We start from the raw sequence: 18,249 nt of genomic DNA, 5'->3' as shown, positions 1-18,249 counted from the left end.
CAGCGGCCGATGAGGCATCGAGGTAGACGGGACGACGGCCCTGCCGCCGGGCGAGGCGGCAGGGCCGTCGCACGCGTCCGCCCGGCTAGCGGATGTGCTTCCTGACCTCCTCGTAGACCGCCTGGTCGGTGTGCAGCTCGCTGTGGCCCAGGCAGGCGGTCGTGCTGTTGGCCGCGCCGGAGAGAACCACGCTGTCCTTGGGGCTGATGACCATGTCGCACGGCGAGCGCCAGGTGGCGTAGCGGAGGGGGCCGGGGGTCTCGTCACCGGCGTTGAGCACGTTCAGGAAGTCGGACCCCGGCCGCATCTCGACGCACGGAGCACCTCCGCACAGACGCGCGACGTCGGTGCCGTGGTTGGGACCCGCCAGAGAGACCCACGCGTCGACCTTGGAGGCGCCGCCGAGGTTCTTGAGGTAGTGGCGGGAGGACAACGCGCCCATCGAGTGGGTGACGACGTCCACCTTGGCGGCGCCGGTGGCGGCCAGGACCCGCTCGATCTCCTCGGCGAGCTTTTCGGCGGTGGTGGCGTTGGACCGGGTGGCGTCGTAGGTCCACTGGTCGAGGTGGCCGATCGGCCAGCCGTCTGCCCGGAAGCGGTCGGCCATGGTCCGCCAGGTGGAGCCGTCGGAGTTCCAGCCGTGGACGAAGACGACGGGGTCGGGCTGGACGGCCCTGTGCCGGCCGTCGGCTGCCGACGCGGGGCCGGAGGTGGGGAGAAGGGGCATGAGCGCGAGGAGGAGCGTGGACGAGCTCCGCGACAGGTTCCTGATCACGTTCGGTTTGTAGCGCGCCGCCCAGAGGAACGGCAGGGCCTGCACACGGCACTCACCCGCTCGGAGGCAGCGTTTCACCGCAGAAACGTGACAGCACCCCGCCGAGTCGTCCGCCGGTCCCGGCGCGGGGCGGCGGGGCGCGCAACAGCACGCTCTCCGCCGACGTTCGATACTGGATGGAGCGGCCGACTGTGCCGTACGGAGCGCCAGAAGGGGACTCGCGATGGCCGGTCTGAGGCTGGGACCGCTCCTGCGCCACGTGGACTGGGAGTCGGGCACGAGCGCGACGGTGTGGGTCGAGACCGACCGGGCGTGCACGGCGGAGGTCCGGTGCACGGACGGCGCAGGGGGTACGGCTCCGACGTTCCGCGTCGCCGGCCACCACTACGCACTGGTGGTCGTGACCGGACTCGCCCCAGGATCCGCCACGGCGTACGAGGTGCTGCTCGACGGCGAGCGGGTGTGGCCCCTCGCGGACTCGCCCCAGCCGCCCAGCACCATCCACACGCCGCCGGTCCCGGCGACGGGCGCGGTGGTCGCCTTCGGCTCGTGCCGGTGGGCGGCGCCTGCCGTGGGAAAGCCCGATCCGGTGGGCCCCGACGTCCTCGACACTCTCTCCGCCCGGCTCGCCGCCGACCCGGAGGCCCAGCGTCCGGACGTTCTCCTCCTCCTCGGCGACCAGGTGTACGCGGACGAGACGTCCGAAGACACACGCGTCTGGATCGCCCGGCACCGGCGGGCCGCCGGCACCGGCTCGGCCGCCCCGCCGGACCAGGTCGCCGACTACGAGGAGTACACCCACCTCTACGACGAGTCCTGGGGCGACCCCGAACTGCGCTGGCTGCTCTCGACCGTGCCCAGCTGCATGATCTTCGACGACCACGACGTCGTCGACGACTGGAACACCAGCGCCGCCTGGGCGGCCGACATGCGGGCAACGGCCTGGTGGCACGAGCGGATCACCGGCGGGCTGATGTCGTACTGGGTCTACCAGCACCTCGGGAACCTCTCCCCCGCCGAGCTCGCCGAGGACGAGCTGTACGCGGCGGTACTGGCGGCCGGCGACGGCACGGAGGTGCTGCGCGCGTTCGCCGAACGCGCCGACGCCGAGCCTGTGACGGTGCGCTGGAGCTACCGCAGGGACTTCGGCCGCACCCGGCTGCTGATGGTCGACACCCGGGCCGCGCGGGTGCTGGAGGAGCAGCACCGGGCGATGCTGGACGCCCAGGAGGCGGCCTGGCTGCGGACGCAGGTGGTCGACGACCCCGGCGGCATCGACCACCTGCTGATCGGGACCTCGCTCCCGTGGCTGCTGCCCCCGATGGTCCACTTCGCGGAGGGCTGGCACGCGGCGCTCTGCCGGGGCGAACGCGGGCCGCGGTGGGCGCGTTTCGGTGAGCGGCTGCGCCGGCGGGCCGACCTTGAGCACTGGGCGGCGTTCCCCTCGTCGTTCCGGAGGCTGACGGAGACGGTCGCCGAAGTGGGGAGGGCCGACGCCGCCCCGGCGACGGTGTGTGTGCTCTCCGGGGACGTGCATCACGGGTATGTGGCGGAGCCCCTCTGGACCACCGGGCAGCAGCCGCGCTCCCGCGTCTTCCAGCTGACCTGCTCGCCGCTGCACAACTCGGTACCCAAGGCCGTACGAGCCGGATTCCGTTTCGGCTGGAGCCGGTTCGCCAAAGGGATCGGGCATCTCCTGGCCCGCCACGGAGGGGTCACGAGACCGGCGGTCCGGTGGGACCGCACCGGCGGACCGTGGTTCGGCAACCAGCTGATGACGCTGACACTGCGCGGACGTACGGCGCGGCTGCGGCTGGAGAGGGCCTCGGCGGGTGCGAAACGGGAGCGCCGCGGGACCGACCGCGCGGGGGCGCGGCTCGTCGGCGTCTTCGACCGGGTTCTGACGGACGGCAGGTGACGGACGGCAGGAACGGACGGCAGGTGACGCCCTCCCCGGACGGTGAGTGGCCCCGGGCCGGCTGTCCGAGGCCACTGCTGCCGAGAAAACGCCGGTTCAGCGCACCCTTCCCCGGGCCTTGAGGTGGGCGGCGGCGACCTCAGGGGCGGGCAGGCGGTCGCCGTCGTAGCCCTTGACGTCGCCGAAGCGGCCAGTCGTCATCCAGGCCTCCCTCGCCTCGCGGATCTCCTCGTCCGTGCGGCCCACGAAGTTCCACCACAGCACACCCCATCACGGCGATTCTGCAGGTGAACGCCATTCCCGCATGGGCGGGGCCGGCAAAAGGTCAGCAACGTTCCCTGCAGCGACCACCGCGGCGGCCGGCAGGACGGGAGCCGGCCGGCTTCGCCGATCATTGCCCGACGTGCCTCCCACGTCCGCGGCCGGGAACCAGGCTCGGATCAGCGAGTGTCCGCCGGGCCGGCAGTCCGAAGGCGTGCCGACCACCCGACGGACATCGCCCGGCAGGACCTACGGGCGGCGGGCCAGCAGGTGGACGTCGAGGAAGCCCCGTCCGGGGGCCGGATCGTGGAGCAGCCGGGCGAAGGGAACGAGTCCGGCGTCGGCCAGCAGTTCGGGCGAGGCGGTCCGCCGGCCAGCTGTAGGCAGGCGTCACCTTGTGATCGAATCGGTTCGGCTCCGGTCCATCGGTCCATCGGTCCATCGGCGACAAGTCGAGCGGGGTCTCGGGCCTGAGGGGCGGCGCCTTGCGGACGATGTGAACGGCGCGGACGATGCTCAGGAGTGGTACATCACCCGGACGAGGAGCGTGCTGTCCCGAAGGCCGTCGACATAGGTGTTGAAGCGGACGTGGGCCGGATGGGAGTTGCCGTCCAGCCAGCGGCCGTCGAGCGTGAGGAGGGCGAAGGTCGGCAGGACGGCCGCCTCCGCCCGCTCCACGAAGGCGGCACGGTCCTCGCCGAACCACGGCACGGGGTCCCAGCCGAACCGCTCCTCAAGGGCAGGGTCCTGGTCGATCGCGCGGATCAAGGGCTGGGCACCGAAGTCCGCCACCACCTGGTCCTGTGTATAGCCCGGATCCTCGGCCGCCCTCCGTGCGAAGTGCGCATACGGCAGGCTCGGCGGGAAGCCGTCGGCGAAGGCCTGCCAGGCGTCCCACCGCTCCCCGGCCTCCCGGGCGGCGGCGGCGCGGCCCGTGTCGAGGTCGAGCAGGCCCTTGGGACCTCCGTCGCACAGCGAGCGGGGGCGTGACGGGGCGTCCTCGCCCCGGATGATCCGCGGATCGTCCTCATGACCGGGCCGTACGGTGAGGTCCCAGCCATGCGCGTCGAGGAACCAGTGGTCCCACTCCCCCTGCCACTCCTCGTCCGGCTTGCCGATCTGCGCGTCGTACTCGAACGGGGCCATCGCCGCCGCGAGTGCCGGACGCAGCTCGTCCGGGTCGCACGGCGTCAGACAGACGGTGACGACTTGCTTGCTCATGATGCTTCTCGGTCCGTTCGGGTCAGGCGGTGTTCATGTCTCGGCAGGTGGCCTCATCGTAGGGGCACCCCTGAGAGGCGATTCCGAGGACGACCATGGTGAACAGGCCGGTGATGTCCATGGCCGCCCCGACACCGCCCACGACGCGTCCTCCCTTTCCACCGCCCTTGAGGCCGCCGCCCCGGACCGACGCCGGAGGTCCTTCGGGACCCCATCCGCCCTTGAAGCCCTGGAAGACCATGTGCGTGTCGAGGTTCGTCTCGCCGAGCTTGCCCGAGCTGTAGATGACTCGGACGTTGGCGTTGCCGTGGAAGCGCTCCGCGACGGCCTGTGCCTGTTCGAGGCTGTTCGCCCAGAAGACGACGTTCTGGGTCTGGTGCTTCGCCTCGACGTCCATCTTGTTGTTGACGGTCTTCTCGATGTTGTCCACGGCCTTGGTGTCGAGATCGGCCGTGCTCTCGTTGACGTCCCAGGTGTCGACACTGACGATCTTGCCGTTCATCCAGGTGACCTTGATGAAGTCGGCGGTGGCGCCCGCTGCCCGGTGGTCGCCGTTGGCGTCGTGGACGAGGCCCTTCTTGCCCTCCATCACGCTGCCCTTGCCCGCGTCGTCCTGCCACAGGTACTCCTGGCCGTTGCCCGTCTTCGGGTCGTACAGCTTCCCTTCCTGGCGAAGGTCCTCGTTCATGTACTCGATCGCGAGGCGTTCCGACTCGATCTTGCCCGGTCCGCCGATGGTGTGCGGGACGCCCTTCTCGTCGTAGATCACCCGCTTGGTCTTGCCGTCCTTCGTCGTGACCTTCTTCTCCGTGAGGGCGTTCTTCGGCTGTACCGCGGGGTTCTTCGCCGCCACGATCGTGTTCCCCGAGCAGGTGGCTATCCCCTCCCAGCACTCGATGGGAAGGAGACCGTCGGGGTCGCTCTTGGTGATCGGGCTGTTGTTGGCGTAGGCGTAACCGTTGATCTGGAGCGGGTCGCCCAGGTCGAGGATGGGGTCGGCCGAGAGGAAGCGTCCGGTCGACTGGTCGTACTCGCGCGCACCGATGTGGGTGAGACCGGTGTCGGCGTCGTCTATGCCCGTACCGAGGAAACTGCGGCTGTTGGGCCAGGAGGCCGCCGCGGTCCGCGTCTCGCCGAAGGGCTTGAAGGAGCGGCGCGTGACCGCTTGCCCGGTTGCGAGCTCGACCGAGGTCGTCGCCGTCCCCACCGGGTCGGTGAGGAGCACGTAGAGCCGGTGCGCGGTCGAGGAGTAGCTGTTCGTCCGCACCACGGTGGGCGCGCCCGCGTGGGCATAGGCCCGGCTCGCCCGGAGCGGCGTCCCGGTGGGGTCGGTGGATACCTCGGTCTCCCCGAGGGTGAGGGTGCTTCCGGCGGCCGAGGTCTTCAGGACCCGGTTCCCGGCGGCGTCGTACACGTAGGTGACGGTGTCGGCGCGCACCCACTGCTGGCGTGCGGCCACGGCGCAGGTCGCGACCTGGAGGTCCGTGCCGTCGGCCGTGGTGCCGCCGGGGATCTCCAGGCACTTGCCGGTCGCGGCGTGCAGGACGCTCTTGTCGGCGGGACGGAACGTGAACTTCTGGGCGGTGCTCCCGTTGCACGCCGCCAGTTGCACGAGGGTCCCGTTGACGGTGGCGCACTTGCCATGGATGCGCAGGGTGTCCCCCGTGGTCTTCCAGCGCTGGGCCGCGGAGTCGTTGCAGCGGAACAGCTGGATCGGAGTGCCGTCGGCGGAGGCGTTGCCCGCGAGGTCCAGGCACTTGCCGGAGGAGACGATCTCCACGGCTCCGTCGCCGGCGCCCTGGGTGGACGTCAGCTTGTTCTCGGCGTTCCACGTCAGCTTCTGCGCCCCGCCCGCCAGGTTGCGGTCGGTGGTGTTGCCGGTCGCCTCGGCCACGTAGGTGGGGTCGATGCCGCTCGGCCGGTCGACGGAGGTGAGGATGTGCGGCTGCGCCAGGGTGGTCGGCTGGGTGCCGTTGTTCTGGACCGTGACTCCGTAGCCGTAGGTCTCGCGCTGGTCGAGCGCCGGGTTGGCCGGGTTGTGCTCGGTCAGCGAGACGCGGTTGCCGATGACGTCGTAGGTGTACGACTGCCAGTAGGCCGCCCCCGTCGTGGTGACGCTGCCGGTGGCGGGGCCCGCTCTCGTGAGCGAGTTCTGGAGGTCGGCGTCGGGCGTGGCCCCGTCGGTCACCGCGTCGGGTGCCTCGGCGATGGGTCCGGAGGACTGGCGTCCGTCGGTCTGGTAGCCCCAGGTCGTGCCCTCGGCCGCACCGCAGCCCTTGTTGGTGCCGCCGGCCCGGTTCGAGGTCCAGGCGTGGACCAGTTCACCCAGGTAGTCGTAGGTGAAGCACTGGTTGTCCCAGGTGCTCGTCGCACCCGTGGTCTCCTTCCGCGCGGCGGACGTGACGTTCCCGGCGCCGTCGTAGGAGTAGTACGCGTCGGTGATCCGGTGGGAGTCGGCGGTCTCGCGGTCCCAGACGGTGCGCTGAAGGCGTCCGGTGTTCTGGTCGACGAAGCTGGTGGTCCACACCCGGTAGGGCTGCGGGCCGCTGACGGTCCGCAGCGGTTCTCCGTAGGCGGAGTAGGTGACGTCGGAGGTGTACCAGGTGAGTCCGGAGGTCGACTCGGCGAGACCGTCGTCGTTGTAGCGGGTGACCACCTTCTCCTGGGGCAGCCCGGCCACGGCGGGCAGGGTCGTCGTCAGCAGCTTGCCGCTCGGCGTGTAGGTGTAGGCGTACGCGTACGTGCCCGCGAGCCCGACGGTACTGGAGTGTGCCGGGACGACGAACTCCTTGCCGGTGACCCGGTACTCGCTGTCGTACGAGGTGACGCGCTCGATCCAGTCGCCCGTGGCGTCGCGGCGGACCGACGTCCACGGCTTGCCGAGCGAGCCCGGCATGTCGTAGGTGAACTCCTTGACCGGCACGGCGGTCTTGGAGCCCTGCCGGACGGCGAGGATACGGCCGATCGCGTCGTAGTCGGTGAAGGTGGTGCGCTGTTTGGAGTCGGTGGCACTGGTCTGCCGGCCGATCGCGTCATACGTGAAGGATGCGTCGCCGATGTCGGGGTCGTGGGAGGCCACCAGCAGCCCCCGCGCGTCGAAGGTGTACCTCCACTCGTTGCCCGCGTGGTCGCGCACCAGGGTGCGGTTGCCGCGGGCGTCGTAGCCGTAGGTCGTGCCGCGCCAGTTGTCGCGGAACCAGTCGGTGGACTGTTCGATCTTGGTGACGCGGCCACGGGCGTCGGTGTGGGTGCGGACCGCGGGGGTGGCCCCGGTGCCCGACATCCGCAGCGTCCAGTTGTCCCCGTACTGCGTCCAGCTGCTGGTGGCCGCGGTGCCGCCGTGGTACACGACGTTCTTCGTCGAGCGCCCGAGCCCGTCGTACGAGGAGCGGGTGATGGTGGGCACGAACGTGTCGTTGGCACGCTTGAACTGCTTGGTCTGGGGCTCGCCCGGCGCGAGGTACGCACCGGTCCGTTCCCTGACGTGCCCCCGGTCGTCGTACGCGGTGTCCGTGACAAGGCGTCCCGCGCCGTGGGCCTCACGCTGCTCTTGCACGGGCCGCATCAGGCCGTCGTAGAGCGTGACCTGACGGGCGTAGGTGGTGCCGTCGTCCTTGAGCGAGTTGACGGTGACGGCGGTGGGCCGGTTCTCCTTGGTGGTGGCCAGGGCCATCTGGTAGTCGATGACGACGTCGGCCGGTCCGCCGGCGGAGCGCGCGGCCGACCAGCCCTTGACCAGGCGTCCCAGCGCGTCGTACTCGATGCGGATGACCCGGTTGTTGGTGTCCGTGCTGGTCAGGGTGAGCCCGCGACCCGGGTCGAGGGTCGTCCTGGTGGAGTGCTTCTTCGGGTTGATCTTCTCCAGGCCGGTGAGGGGGCCGCCCTCGTCGCCCGGGGTGTAGATCGTCTCGGACACGCCACCGACCGGGTTGGTCACCGTGCGGGGCCGACCGAGCGGGTCATAGGTGGTGGTCGTCGGCGGGGAGAAACCGGTTCCGGTTTCGTCGAGTTCGGAGGTGGCGGTCGGCATGCCCTTGGTCGGGCTCTCACCCCACTCCTTGCCGTCGTAGCTGGTGCGCACCGTGCGGATGAGCCGGGTCTCGGGGTCGGCCGTCGCCTGCGTGGCGCAGGACGTCGCCGTCGAGCGGATCTCCTTGGCCAGGCCGAAGATGTTGACGGTGTCGTCGGGATGCTCGACGTACGAGGTCGTGGCGCACGTGGGATCCGTGACGGCCTCCTTCGTGCCGTCCCAGGTGACGACGGAGGACTCGACCTGCACGGGCATGCCGTGGTCGGGGTCGACCTCGGTCTCCGTGCGGACCGCTTCCCAGCCGGCGCTCGTCGGGCGGATGTCGTCGGTGCGCCGGATGCCCTTGCGCACGGCGGTCAGCGCCGGGAGACCGCCTTCCCGCGTGCGCGAGGCGGTCTGCTTGCTCCACGGGAAGGCGAGCGTGCGCCGCGCTGCCGTGTCGCCCGCGCCGCCGTAGACGAGCGTCTCCGCCGTCATGCCGGCGTAGGGCTCCAGGTCGACGGCGGCGAGGGTCTCCTTGCCCGCCGAGTCCTTGACCGCACCGCCGGTGCCCTGGAAGTAGCGGGTGGCGGAGTGCTCCCTGCGCTGACCGCCGGAGTCGCCCACGCTGCCCCGGTAGGTGTCGACGCGCCCGTAGCCGCGCCAGTCGCTGTGGGTGCGGAGCGAGGGCCGGGCGAACTCGTCCTCGCTCTTGGCCCAGGCGGCGCCGGCGTACTGGTACCGGGTGACGATGCGGTCGGAGACGCCGGTGATGCGGTCCGTCTCGGTGACGGTGTGGACGACGTACTTGTTGAACCAGGCCGTCCGGGGGGAGTCGTTCTCGGCGTCGGGGGACCACTTCACCGGGAAGCAGGTGCCGTGGTTGTTCTCGGGCGCGACGGTGGGTTCCTTCGCGCAGCCGCCGGTGTAGGTCACCTCGATGTCACCGCCGTGCTCGGTGGCGACAGCGCCGATGCGGGGCCGAGTGATGCCCGGACGGGGGTCGTCGGCGTAACGGGGGACGAGGTTCGGCAACTGCGCGTCTGCCGGGAGGTGGCCGTTCAACGGGTGTGCGGGGCCGGTCCCGACCACGTACGGCTTGAAGGTGACGCCCGCCGGGGACAGCGGGGCGCCCGTGGTGACCCCGGGCGCGAAGCCGTAGCGAGTGATGGACTGGAGCCAGAGCCCGGGGGCGGTGTCGTACCAGTCACGGGGAAAGGAGTGGCCGAGGACGTAGCGGTCGACCTTGCCGAGACCGGTCGCGCCGGGCCGGTGGGCGTACGTGGCGACGGCGCCCAGGCGGTAGCGGCTCCAGAAGGAGGGGAAGGCCGGGCACAGCTTCGAGCCCGACGTGCAGTTGAGGTTGCCGGGGGTGTCCCACCAGGGGCGGTACGAAGCGGGGTCGGCGGTGTTGTCGAAGCGTGCGGGGTCGCAGGCGGAGCCGCCCAGGAGGCAGCGTTCCTCGAGCTCGAAGTCGACCCGGGCGGCGGGTTCGGCGCCGAGGGCCCCCTCGCGCATCCCGTACTCGATGGAGACGGGCGCGCCACCCCGCACGTAGGGCTCGGGGGAGGAGAACTTGCGGTTGACCGCGTAGTGGTTCTGCTCCTTGCGCCAGTTCACGATCATGACGTTGCCGTGGACGTCGACGACCTTGTCCAGGCCCCAGTGCCATGCCTGCTGTTCCTTGCCGCAGCGCGAGGCGGCGAAGGTGGTGGCGTGGCAGGGCTCGCCCGGGTGGTTGCCGAAGACCGGGACGGTGAAGACCGAGTTGGTGTCGTCGTGGCCGACCACCTTGTTGAGGCCGTAGTACGACCGGACGCCGTCGCGCGAGGTGACGACCCAGTACTCGCCGTCGTCGTCGCCGTTGGTGCCGCCGGTCTTGCGCTCGACGCGGGTGCCGTCGTCGGTCTTCGGCCGGTAGACGTTGCTCGTGCCGACCTTGACCAGCTCCACGGTGCTGCCGCCGTGGGTGAGGACCGCGTTGTCCGAGACCCAGCACAGGTCGGAGCTCTTGGGCTTGGTGCCCGCGTTGTTGGCGGCCCCGTCGGACGTGGCAGCGGTGTCGTCCTTGCAGGGCCGGTAGCGCCGCTCGATGTGTCCGGGGTCATAGCTCCAGCCCTCGCCGACCCAGGACGCCTGCGGCGAGGTGGTGGCCGTCTTGCCGTCCACCGCCTGGGAGTTGTAGTCGAACGAGATCTTGGGCAGGGGGCCCGCCGGGGTCGGCGGCACGGTCAGCGGATACGACCAGGTGAAGGCGCCGGACGAGCCGCCCGCGGACCACTGGCCGCTGGAGAGGAGCGGCGTGGCCTTGAAGCTGCCGCCCTGTCCGGAGCCGGAGTCGACGGCTCCCACGACGGCGCTGTCCCCCGTGCCCTCGGCGGCGATGGCCGCGCGGGCGAAGGAGAGGGTGTTCAGGCCCTCCTGGGGCACCATCGCGGGGGCGGGCGAGCCGTCGGCGGCGGGGTCGACGACCGCGGTGAGTGTCTTGCCGTCCGTGTCGTTGAGGGTCTCCAGTTCCTCGTAGGCCTGGCACTCCTCCGCCTCCGGGGTGGTGCGGAAGCACTCCGGGAACTGGACGAACGTGAGGCGTGAGGCCCAGTCGGCGCCGTAGAGGTTCTCGTAGGTGCGGTAGTCCAGCTGCACCCGGACGGGGACCGTGCCGCCGGTCGGGGCGGTCACGGTCAGGAGGGCGCCGTCGATGCCCTCGGCGGTGGTGGTCGCCCGGTCGGCCATCGTGACGTCCCAGGTCCCGGTGGGCACGGCGGCCCCCGGAGCGGGACCCAGGCGGACCGGGAGCGGACCTGCCGGTTCGAGGCCCTCCTCGGCGGTGGCCGACTCCGCCGCGAGTGAGCCGGCCCGGGCCGCGAGTGGCGCCGGGGAGCCGAAGGTCACCGTGCCCGTACCGCCCGCCGGCGGCGTGGCGGTCCCGGCCGGAGCCTCGTTCTGCGGCGCGGGGGTGTCGGCCGCGATGCTCTGCAGACCCGTGTTCTGGACTCCCCCGGCGACCTTGGCGTCGGTGGGGAGGCTGTCGAGCGCGATCTCCTCGCGCGGTGTCTCGCTCTTCGCGGGGTCGGGCGGCAGCGCCGCCGCCTCCGCGGGCAGGAGCGTGCCCAGCAGCACTGCGCCGAGCAGGGTCGTGCCGAGCGCGCGAACGCGACGACGGCTGACGGAAAGCGGCGCAGACACGAGTGGTCCCCCCGGACGGTGCGGCGACCCGTCGGGCCCGGCCGCGACTGACGCGATTCTCAGACGTGCCGATTCTGGGGGGCTCTCGTGAAGATGACCACAGGGGTTGTGATCATGTGGCAATCGTCACGCGCGCCAATCCGGCGACGACGGCCAAAGGGGTTAGATGGAGCCGCTGGTGACGAACCGATCGAGACCTCACACATCTCCGCCGGAAGACGGGGTTCCCTCCCGGTTCGGCCGTTATGCGCCGCACTGACGACGCATCAACCGCACACCACCTGCCGCCGCCCCCCTTCCGTCACTCGCGCGGGCCGCGCAGGCACCCCGTGCGCCCTCGGGCGGGGTGCGTCATGATCTGCTCGCATCCGCCGTGCGGGGCCCGGGACTCCTCCAGGTCGCCACGGCCGGTCGACGGCCGGTGGGACGCCCGCCGGGCCGGCCTCAAGGGGGGAAGGACGCTCATGACGAGCAGAGGGCGACGCGTGTCCCGGCGACCAGTGCTCGCGGTCGTCGCGGCGACCGCGGTGCTCGCCGCCGGATTCGCCGCGACCGGGCTCGGCGATCCGCCACCGGAATCGCGTCCGGTACGCGCGCAGGAGCACGCGCCGCAGCGAACGGCACCACTGGACGAGGCCGACGCGGCGGCCGCGGCGGCCGCGTCCGGCAAGGCCGTCGAGGCCACGGCTCTGCGCACCGCGTACTCCACCACGTGGGCAAGGCCCGACGGCATGCTTCAGCGGCGCATCCACGCCAGCCCGGTCCGGGCGAAGGTGGGTGGTGAGTGGAAGCCCATCGACACCACTCTCGCCCGCGTGGCGGACGGCTGGTCGCCCCGGGCGACGAACACCCGCATGGTGTTCTCTCCGGGCACCCGTCCCTCATCGGGCCGGTCGTCCCGGGACGGCGTCGACCGGTCCACCCGCACAGAGGCGGACCGCGCCTCCCGCGCGGGCGGCGGACGCGTCTCGCTCCTTCCGATGGTGGCCCTCCCCGAGAACTCTCTCGCCGTGATCGAGACCGAGGAGGAGGACTGGATGGTCCTGACCTGGCCCGGTCCCATCCCCCAGCCGGTTGTCGACGGCTCCCGGCTGCTGTATCCCGAGATCCTCCCCGGGGCCGACCTCGTCATCACCGCCGACGACAACGGCTTCGCCCAGGTCCTCGTGGTCAAGGACCGTCAGGCCGCGGCCGATCCACGCGTGGCGCAGCTCGCGTACGGACTCTGGTCCACCCGCCTGAGCTTCCGGCTGGATTCCGTATCCGGCGTGCTCAACGCCACGCGGGACGGCCGCGACGTCATCGAGTCGTCCACGCCCTTCATGTGGGACAGCTCCGGCACACCCACCCTGACCGACGGCGCCGGCGGATCAGGCGCGACTCCGACCGAGCCCGAGGTCCTCCCGACGGACGACGTCCCGTCGCCCGACCCCACCGACACGCCGCCGGAGCCCGAGCCCACGGAGACCGAACCGGCGGAACCCGGCCCCACGGAGCCGGTGGACAACGGCGACCAGGGAGACGTCCTGGACGAGGTGCTCCCCGAGGCCCCCGAGGGAACCGCGGACCCGTCCTGGACCGGGGCTCCGCAGCCTCCCGTCCCGGGAGAGCCGACCCCCGAACCCACCCGGACCGGGGCGGAGGCCACCCTCTCCCTGGCCCCGCTCAACGGCCCCCAGCCCGACTCGCGGGGCGCGCTGGTCGGCGCAGACCTGGAGGGCTGGGACTGGGTTCTGACGCCTGACCAGGAGTTCCTCTCGGACCCGTCCACCGTGTACCCGGTCTTCATCGACCCCTCGGTGAAGAAGCACACGAACGACTGGACCACGGCCTACAGCCGCCACAAGGACGCCAGCTTCTACAACGGCAAGAACTTCAACAAGGGCGGCACCCACGAGGCGCGGGTCGGCTTCGAGTCCGACACCTGGGGAACGTCCCGGTCCTTCTTCAGCATCGACTGGGACCCCGACCTCCAGGGCGCCGTCGTCCAGAAGGCGAAGCTGCGCGCCTTGGAGACGTACTCCTGGTCCTGCAACGCGCGGACCATGACCGTGCACCTGACGGGCACGATCTCCTCGAAGACGAACTGGCGGAACATGCCGGTGATGAACAACGCCAACAAGATCGGCGGCGCGTCGTTCGCCCACGGCTGGAAGTCGGCCCACTGCCCCGACGACTACGTCGCGTTCGACATCACTCCCACCGCGCAGAAGGCGGTCTCCGGCGGCTGGCGGACACTGACGCTGGGCTTCCGCGCGGGTGACGAGAACTCCCAGTACGCGTGGAAGAAGTTCCAGGCGGACGGCGACTCCGGCCCGTACGTGGACCTGGTCTACAACCGGCCGCCCGCCCCGCCGACCGGTCTCGACCTCGACCCCGACCTCAGCTGCGACACGACGGCGCCGTACATCAACGTCAGCGCCTCCTCGCTCACCTTCTGGGGCAACGCCTCGGACAAGGACGGCAACCTCGCCTCGCTGGTCTTCGAGCTGTGGCCGTCCGGAGGGGCCACGACGAACCTCCTGGGAGCGAAGGGCACCGTCTCCGTCGGCAGCCAGAACGGGTCCGCCCGCGTGCACACCGACCCGGTCCCCACCGGGAACGTGACCGGCGGTCTCAAACTCGTCAGCGGCAAGACGTACTCGTGGCGCGCCCGAGCAGTGGACAAGGCGGGGAAGAGTTCGGAGTACTCGCACAAGACGACGCCCTGCCGCTTCGTCTTCGACACCTCACGCCCCACGCCCCCGATCATCGGCTCGAGCCAGTTCCCCGACGCCGACGCCAACGACAACGGCTTCAACAACGAGCCCGAGGACATGAAGTGGAGCACGGTCAAGTTCGGCACCGCCGGCTCCTTCACCTTCCGCGCCTCCCAAACGGACGTGGTGAAGTTCGAGTACGGCTTCAACCAGGCGTCGTACCCGTTCTCCGCGACGCGCACCGCGGGCGCGCCGGTGACGACCGTGACGACCGCCTCCAACGTCAAACCGCCGCTGGCGGGCCCGAACGTGCTGTACGCACGGGCCGTCGACGGAGCCGGGAACCGCTCGGAGCCGAGGAAGTACTTCTTCTACGTCACTCCGCGCGACAAGGCCGACAAGCCCGGCGACTTCACCGGTGACGCGCTCGCCGACCTCATGCTCGTCGACGCCGGCGGCAACCTGCGCCTCTACCCGTCCGAGGCGACCACCGACCTGCTGAAGGGCACGGGCGACCTCGACTACTCCATGTCCGGCGCCTACCGGGGCAACCCCGACAAGGACCCGACGCGCAACGACGGCAAGCCCGTCTACGTCGGCGCCGCGTCCGGCTACTGGAAGAACACGCTGATCGCCCACCTCGGGGACGTCTACGGCGGTGACGGACTGCAGGACCTCGTCGCCGTCCGGGCGGGCCGGATGTGGGTCTACCCGGGCGACGGCTACGGCGCCGTGAACGTGGACCGCCGCCAGGAGATCCTGCTCCCGGCCAACGCCCCGGCCCCCGCCACGATCACCCAGATCGTCTCGGCGGGCGACGCCACGGGAGACGGCAGGACGGACTTCTTCGTCAAGGTGGGCAACGCGCTCTGGGCGCTCGTCGGGTACAACGGCGCCACCGTGGACCGGGCGGTCCTGGTGTCGTCCTCGGGGTGGCTCGATCAGGACCTCGTCACCGTGCAGGACATCGGCGGGGACGCGGTGACCGATCTCGTCTACCGTCAGCACTCCACCGGCCGGCTGCTCCTGCGCACGGGGAAGAAGGCCGCGTCCGGCACGGGCGTCGACCTGGCGTCGCTGGGTACGGCGGGCGCGGACACCGTGTACGGTTCCGGTGGCTGGAGCCGTACGAGCATCCGCATGCTGTACGGCACCCCCGACGCCACCGGGGACGGCATCCCGGACGTCTGGACCGTACGGACCGACGGGGCCGTACGGTTCTACGCGGGCGCGCCGGACGTGCTTCCGGGCGCCGGAACGGAGATCGTCAGTGCCACGGGCGGCGGCTGGAAGGGCGTCCTGACCATCGGCTGACCGGGACCCGGCCCGGCCCTACCCGTGCGCGGCGCAGTGCGCCGCGCACGGGTGCCGCCCATTCCGAGAGCAGCACGAAGAAGGGGCAGCCAGTCGGTAGGACACCCCGGGGAACGGCAAGACCCGCGGTCCTCGACCGTGACCGCCAAGGGGTGCCACACGGGGAGAAACCCCTGTTCAGCGCACCCGGCCCCGCGCCTTCAGCTGGGTCGCCGGGACCTCCGGCGCGGCCAGACGCCCGCCGTCGTACCCCTTCACCTCGCCGAAGCGGTCCCCCGTCATCCAGTCCTCCCTCGCCTGGCGGATCTCCTCGTCCGTGCGGCCGACGAAGTTCCACCACATGACGATCAAAACTCATAATCGCAGGTCAGACGGGATGATGACCTCGAAGGTCAGCAAAAGTCAGCATGAGCGGCAGGAGTCGGCCCATGCTGATCGCCTTCATTTGACAATGATGTGGAGAACTCAGTTGCTGGGGGCAGGTGCGCGAGCCACGAGGCCCGGCCGGTTCCGGCAGCCCGTGCAACTGGTGAGCGCCGCCCCAGGACTGTTGCGCCAGCGCACCGCACATTCTGGTGCCGCGTCGGCCATCGTACGCAACCGCGAGATCCGAGACCGGCCCGCCGCCGACAGCGGGCCGGTCGCTCGTAGGGGCACGCGGCTCGGGCTGCTCAGCGCCGACCGGCGTCTCCCACCCGGGCGGTCACGGTGCCGTCGTCGCCTCGGCGGCCGGAACGACCGCCGTGCCGCGCGCCCGGGTGGCCACGATGGGTTCGGGGAGCACCTCGGCTCGGCCACTGTCGTCAACGGCTCGGCAGATGATCCGCAGCTCGAAGTCGACGGTCCGGCTCCGCCTCCCCTTCGCCGCCAGGCGTGCTTCCGCCTCGACGACGTCGCCGCCGCGAACCGGTGCGAGGAACTCGACCGACGCGTATCCGGCGAACAGGCTCTCGTGGCCGTCGAGGGTGATCGCCAGGTGCGTTCCGGCGTCTCCGAACAGCTTCAGGCCGAAGGCCCCGTCGACCAGGTTCCCCGCGTAGTGCGCCTCGGAGTACGCGACGTAGCGCTGGTGCACGACCTTCACGCGATCTCCTCGTGGATACGGCCGAGGCGGCGGGCTACGGTCTCGCCGTCCAGCGCGATGCCCGGGTAGCCGCGCTTGGCGAGTTCGGTACACATGCGGCGGTACTTGCCGACCCCGCCCACGTAGCCGAGGAAGGTCGTCGGCTTGCCGGTCACGTTCGAGCCCCGGTACCAGGAGTCGGTGGTGGCGTAGAGGGTCTGGGCGACCGTCTCCTCGGTGATCTTCACCCAGTCGGTCTGGGCTTCGGCCGTCGGCTCGATGACCTCGGCGCCGTCGGCCTTCGCGTGGCCGATCAGATCGGTGATCCAGTCCACGGCCTGCTCGATCGTGACGACGACGTTGCTCGCGAGCGCGGGGCTCTGCGGTCCCGCGATCATGAAGAAGTTGGGGAATCCGGCGGTCATGATGCCCAGGTAGGTCCGGACTCCGTCGCTCCACGCGTCCTGCAGTCCGCCGGTCTCCGGGGTGGAGACGCCGAGCGCGTACAGCGGGCCGGTGAAGGCGTCGAATCCGATCGCCAGGACGATGGCGTCGACCTCGTGGGAGCCGGCGCGCGTGACGATGCTGTCGCTCGTCATGGTTTCGATGGGTTCGTCACGAAGGGAGACCACCGAGACGTTGGGGCGGTTGAAGGTCTCGTAGTAGTCGGTGCCGAAGCAGCTGCGCTTGGCGCCGAGGGGGTGGAAGCGGGGTTCGAGGACCGCGGCGGTCTTCGGGTCGTGAACGATCCGGCGGATCTTCTCGCGTACGAACTCGGCCGCGGTCTCGTTGGCCCTCGCGTCGGTCAGGAGGTCGGAGAACTCGCCGCCGACGCCGTTGAACCCGCTGCGCTGGTAGGCCCGTTCGTAGCGCTCGCGCCGTTCCTCGTCGGAGACGTCGAATGCGGCGGCGTCCGGGATGCGGTCGGGGATGCCGCCGAGCGAGTGGCGGCACTCCTCGCGGATCGCCGCGTAGTGGCTCTTGATCTCGTCGACGTACTCCGCCGACAGCGGGGTGTTCCGGGCGGGGAAAACGTAGTTGGGGGTGCGCTGGAACACGGTGAGGTGCTCGGCCACCTCGGCGATGAGCGGAATGCACTGGACGGCGGACGACCCGGTGCCGATCACGGCGACGCGCTTGCCCGCCAGATCGCTCAGCGGAATGTTCCACCGGCTCGTCGAGACCGTGGTCCCGGTGAAGTTCTCCAGGCCCGGCACGTCGAAGTCCTTGGGCGCCGAAAGGCCGCCCGAGGCGGCGAGCAGGTGGCGGCCCCGCCGGGTCTCGCCGGAGTCGAGGGTCACCTCCCAGAGTCGTTCATCCGGGAGCCAGGTCGCGGACGTCACCCGGGTGCCGAAGGTGAAGTGCCGGCGCAGGTCGAAGCGGTCCGCGACGTGCTGGATGTAGCTCAGGATCTCGGCCTGGGGAGCGAAGCGCTCGCTCCACGTCCACTCTTGCAGGAGCTCCTGGCTGAACGAGTAGGAGTAGTAGACGCTCTCGACGTCGCAGCGTGCGCCGGGGTACGTGTTCCAGTACCAGGTGCCGCCGACATCGGGCGCGGCTTCGAATCCGGCGAAGGTCCAGCCCTTCTCGGCGGCCTTGTACGCCGCGTACAGGCCGGAGAACCCCGCGCCGACGCAGAGGAGGTCGACGACGGGGGCGATGGAGGGAGTCTCGGTCATGCGTGTGCCTTCGGTTAGTCGAAATGCGGCTGGCATCCGGCCGTCAGGGCTTCGCCCCGGGCGGGGGTCCACAACCCCTCGATGCGTCGACATGCATGTGTCGGTCATCCGACTTAGTCGTATG

At 70.8% G+C, this 18,249-nt stretch carries 7 protein-coding genes and 3 pseudogenes; 2 read left to right on the top strand and 8 right to left on the bottom strand.

Annotation, left to right across the window (positions count from 1 at the left end):
- Positions 1 to 85 precede the first annotated feature (85 nt).
- Positions 86 to 775 carry a triacylglycerol lipase gene (locus ACIA8N_RS14420; RefSeq protein WP_365780940.1) on the bottom strand — a complete coding sequence of 230 codons (690 nt, stop codon included), beginning with the start codon at positions 773 to 775 and terminating at the stop codon, positions 86 to 88.
- A gap of 223 nt (positions 776 to 998) precedes the next feature.
- On the opposite strand from ACIA8N_RS14420, the gene ACIA8N_RS14415 reads away from it, so the two are divergent.
- A complete protein-coding gene (locus tag ACIA8N_RS14415; RefSeq protein ID WP_365780941.1) occupies positions 999 to 2,693 on the top strand; it encodes an alkaline phosphatase D family protein in 1,695 nt (564 codons plus the stop codon).
- A gap of 96 nt (positions 2,694 to 2,789) precedes the next feature.
- Here ACIA8N_RS14415 and ACIA8N_RS14410 read toward each other — a convergent pair.
- The 4 genes and pseudogenes from ACIA8N_RS14410 to ACIA8N_RS14395 form a co-directional block, all read right to left on the bottom strand.
- Positions 2,790 to 2,957 (bottom strand): annotated as a pseudogene (locus ACIA8N_RS14410) (pirin family protein); the annotation flags it as partial.
- A gap of 246 nt (positions 2,958 to 3,203) precedes the next feature.
- Positions 3,204 to 3,384: pseudogene (locus ACIA8N_RS14405) on the bottom strand (SAM-dependent methyltransferase); the annotation flags it as partial.
- A gap of 86 nt (positions 3,385 to 3,470) precedes the next feature.
- Positions 3,471 to 4,175 (bottom strand): hypothetical protein, encoded by a 705-nt coding sequence (locus ACIA8N_RS14400; protein ID WP_365780942.1) that lies wholly within the window; start codon positions 4,173 to 4,175, stop codon positions 3,471 to 3,473.
- A gap of 22 nt (positions 4,176 to 4,197) precedes the next feature.
- On the bottom strand, positions 4,198 to 11,370 hold the full coding sequence (locus ACIA8N_RS14395) for a ricin-type beta-trefoil lectin domain protein (protein WP_365780943.1): 7,173 nt from the start codon (positions 11,368 to 11,370) through the stop codon (positions 4,198 to 4,200).
- A gap of 485 nt (positions 11,371 to 11,855) precedes the next feature.
- Between ACIA8N_RS14395 and ACIA8N_RS14390 the strand changes: the two genes are divergently transcribed.
- A complete protein-coding gene (locus tag ACIA8N_RS14390) occupies positions 11,856 to 15,383 on the top strand; it encodes a DNRLRE domain-containing protein (RefSeq protein ID WP_365780944.1) in 3,528 nt (1,175 codons plus the stop codon).
- A gap of 177 nt (positions 15,384 to 15,560) precedes the next feature.
- On the opposite strand, the pseudogene ACIA8N_RS14385 reads toward ACIA8N_RS14390, so the two are convergent.
- The 3 genes and pseudogenes from ACIA8N_RS14385 to ACIA8N_RS14375 all read right to left on the bottom strand — a co-directional run.
- Positions 15,561 to 15,731 (bottom strand): annotated as a pseudogene (locus ACIA8N_RS14385) (pirin-like C-terminal cupin domain-containing protein); the annotation flags it as partial.
- A 355-nt stretch (positions 15,732 to 16,086) separates the two neighbouring features.
- Positions 16,087 to 16,467, bottom strand: a complete 381-nt coding sequence (locus ACIA8N_RS14380) for a hotdog domain-containing protein (protein ID WP_030545651.1) — start codon at positions 16,465 to 16,467, stop codon at positions 16,087 to 16,089.
- Positions 16,464 to 18,125 carry an NAD(P)/FAD-dependent oxidoreductase gene (locus tag ACIA8N_RS14375; protein WP_126931784.1) on the bottom strand — a complete coding sequence of 554 codons (1,662 nt, stop codon included), beginning with the start codon at positions 18,123 to 18,125 and terminating at the stop codon, positions 16,464 to 16,466. The genes ACIA8N_RS14380 and ACIA8N_RS14375 overlap by 4 nt, the downstream gene beginning before the upstream one ends.
- Between the last annotated feature and the right edge of the window lie 124 nt (positions 18,126 to 18,249).

The sequence above is a fragment of the Streptomyces sp. NPDC051822 genome (genome assembly GCF_044452745.1).
In the GTDB taxonomy this organism is placed as follows: Bacteria; Actinomycetota; Actinomycetes; order Streptomycetales; family Streptomycetaceae; genus Streptomyces.
The sequence above is the reverse complement of the archived record's forward strand: the minus strand, read 5'-3'. Positions and strand labels throughout refer to the sequence as shown.

Excerpts from the sequence above, each read along its gene's own strand:
- ACIA8N_RS14415 (WP_365780941.1), top strand. The coding sequence starts at position 999 with ATGGCCGGTCTGAGGCTGGGACCGCTCCTGCGCCACGTGGACTGGGAG.
- ACIA8N_RS14375 (WP_126931784.1), bottom strand. The coding sequence starts at position 18,125 with ATGACCGAGACTCCCTCCATCGCCCCCGTCGTCGACCTCCTCTGCGTC.
- ACIA8N_RS14400 (WP_365780942.1), bottom strand. The coding sequence starts at position 4,175 with ATGAGCAAGCAAGTCGTCACCGTCTGTCTGACGCCGTGCGACCCGGAC.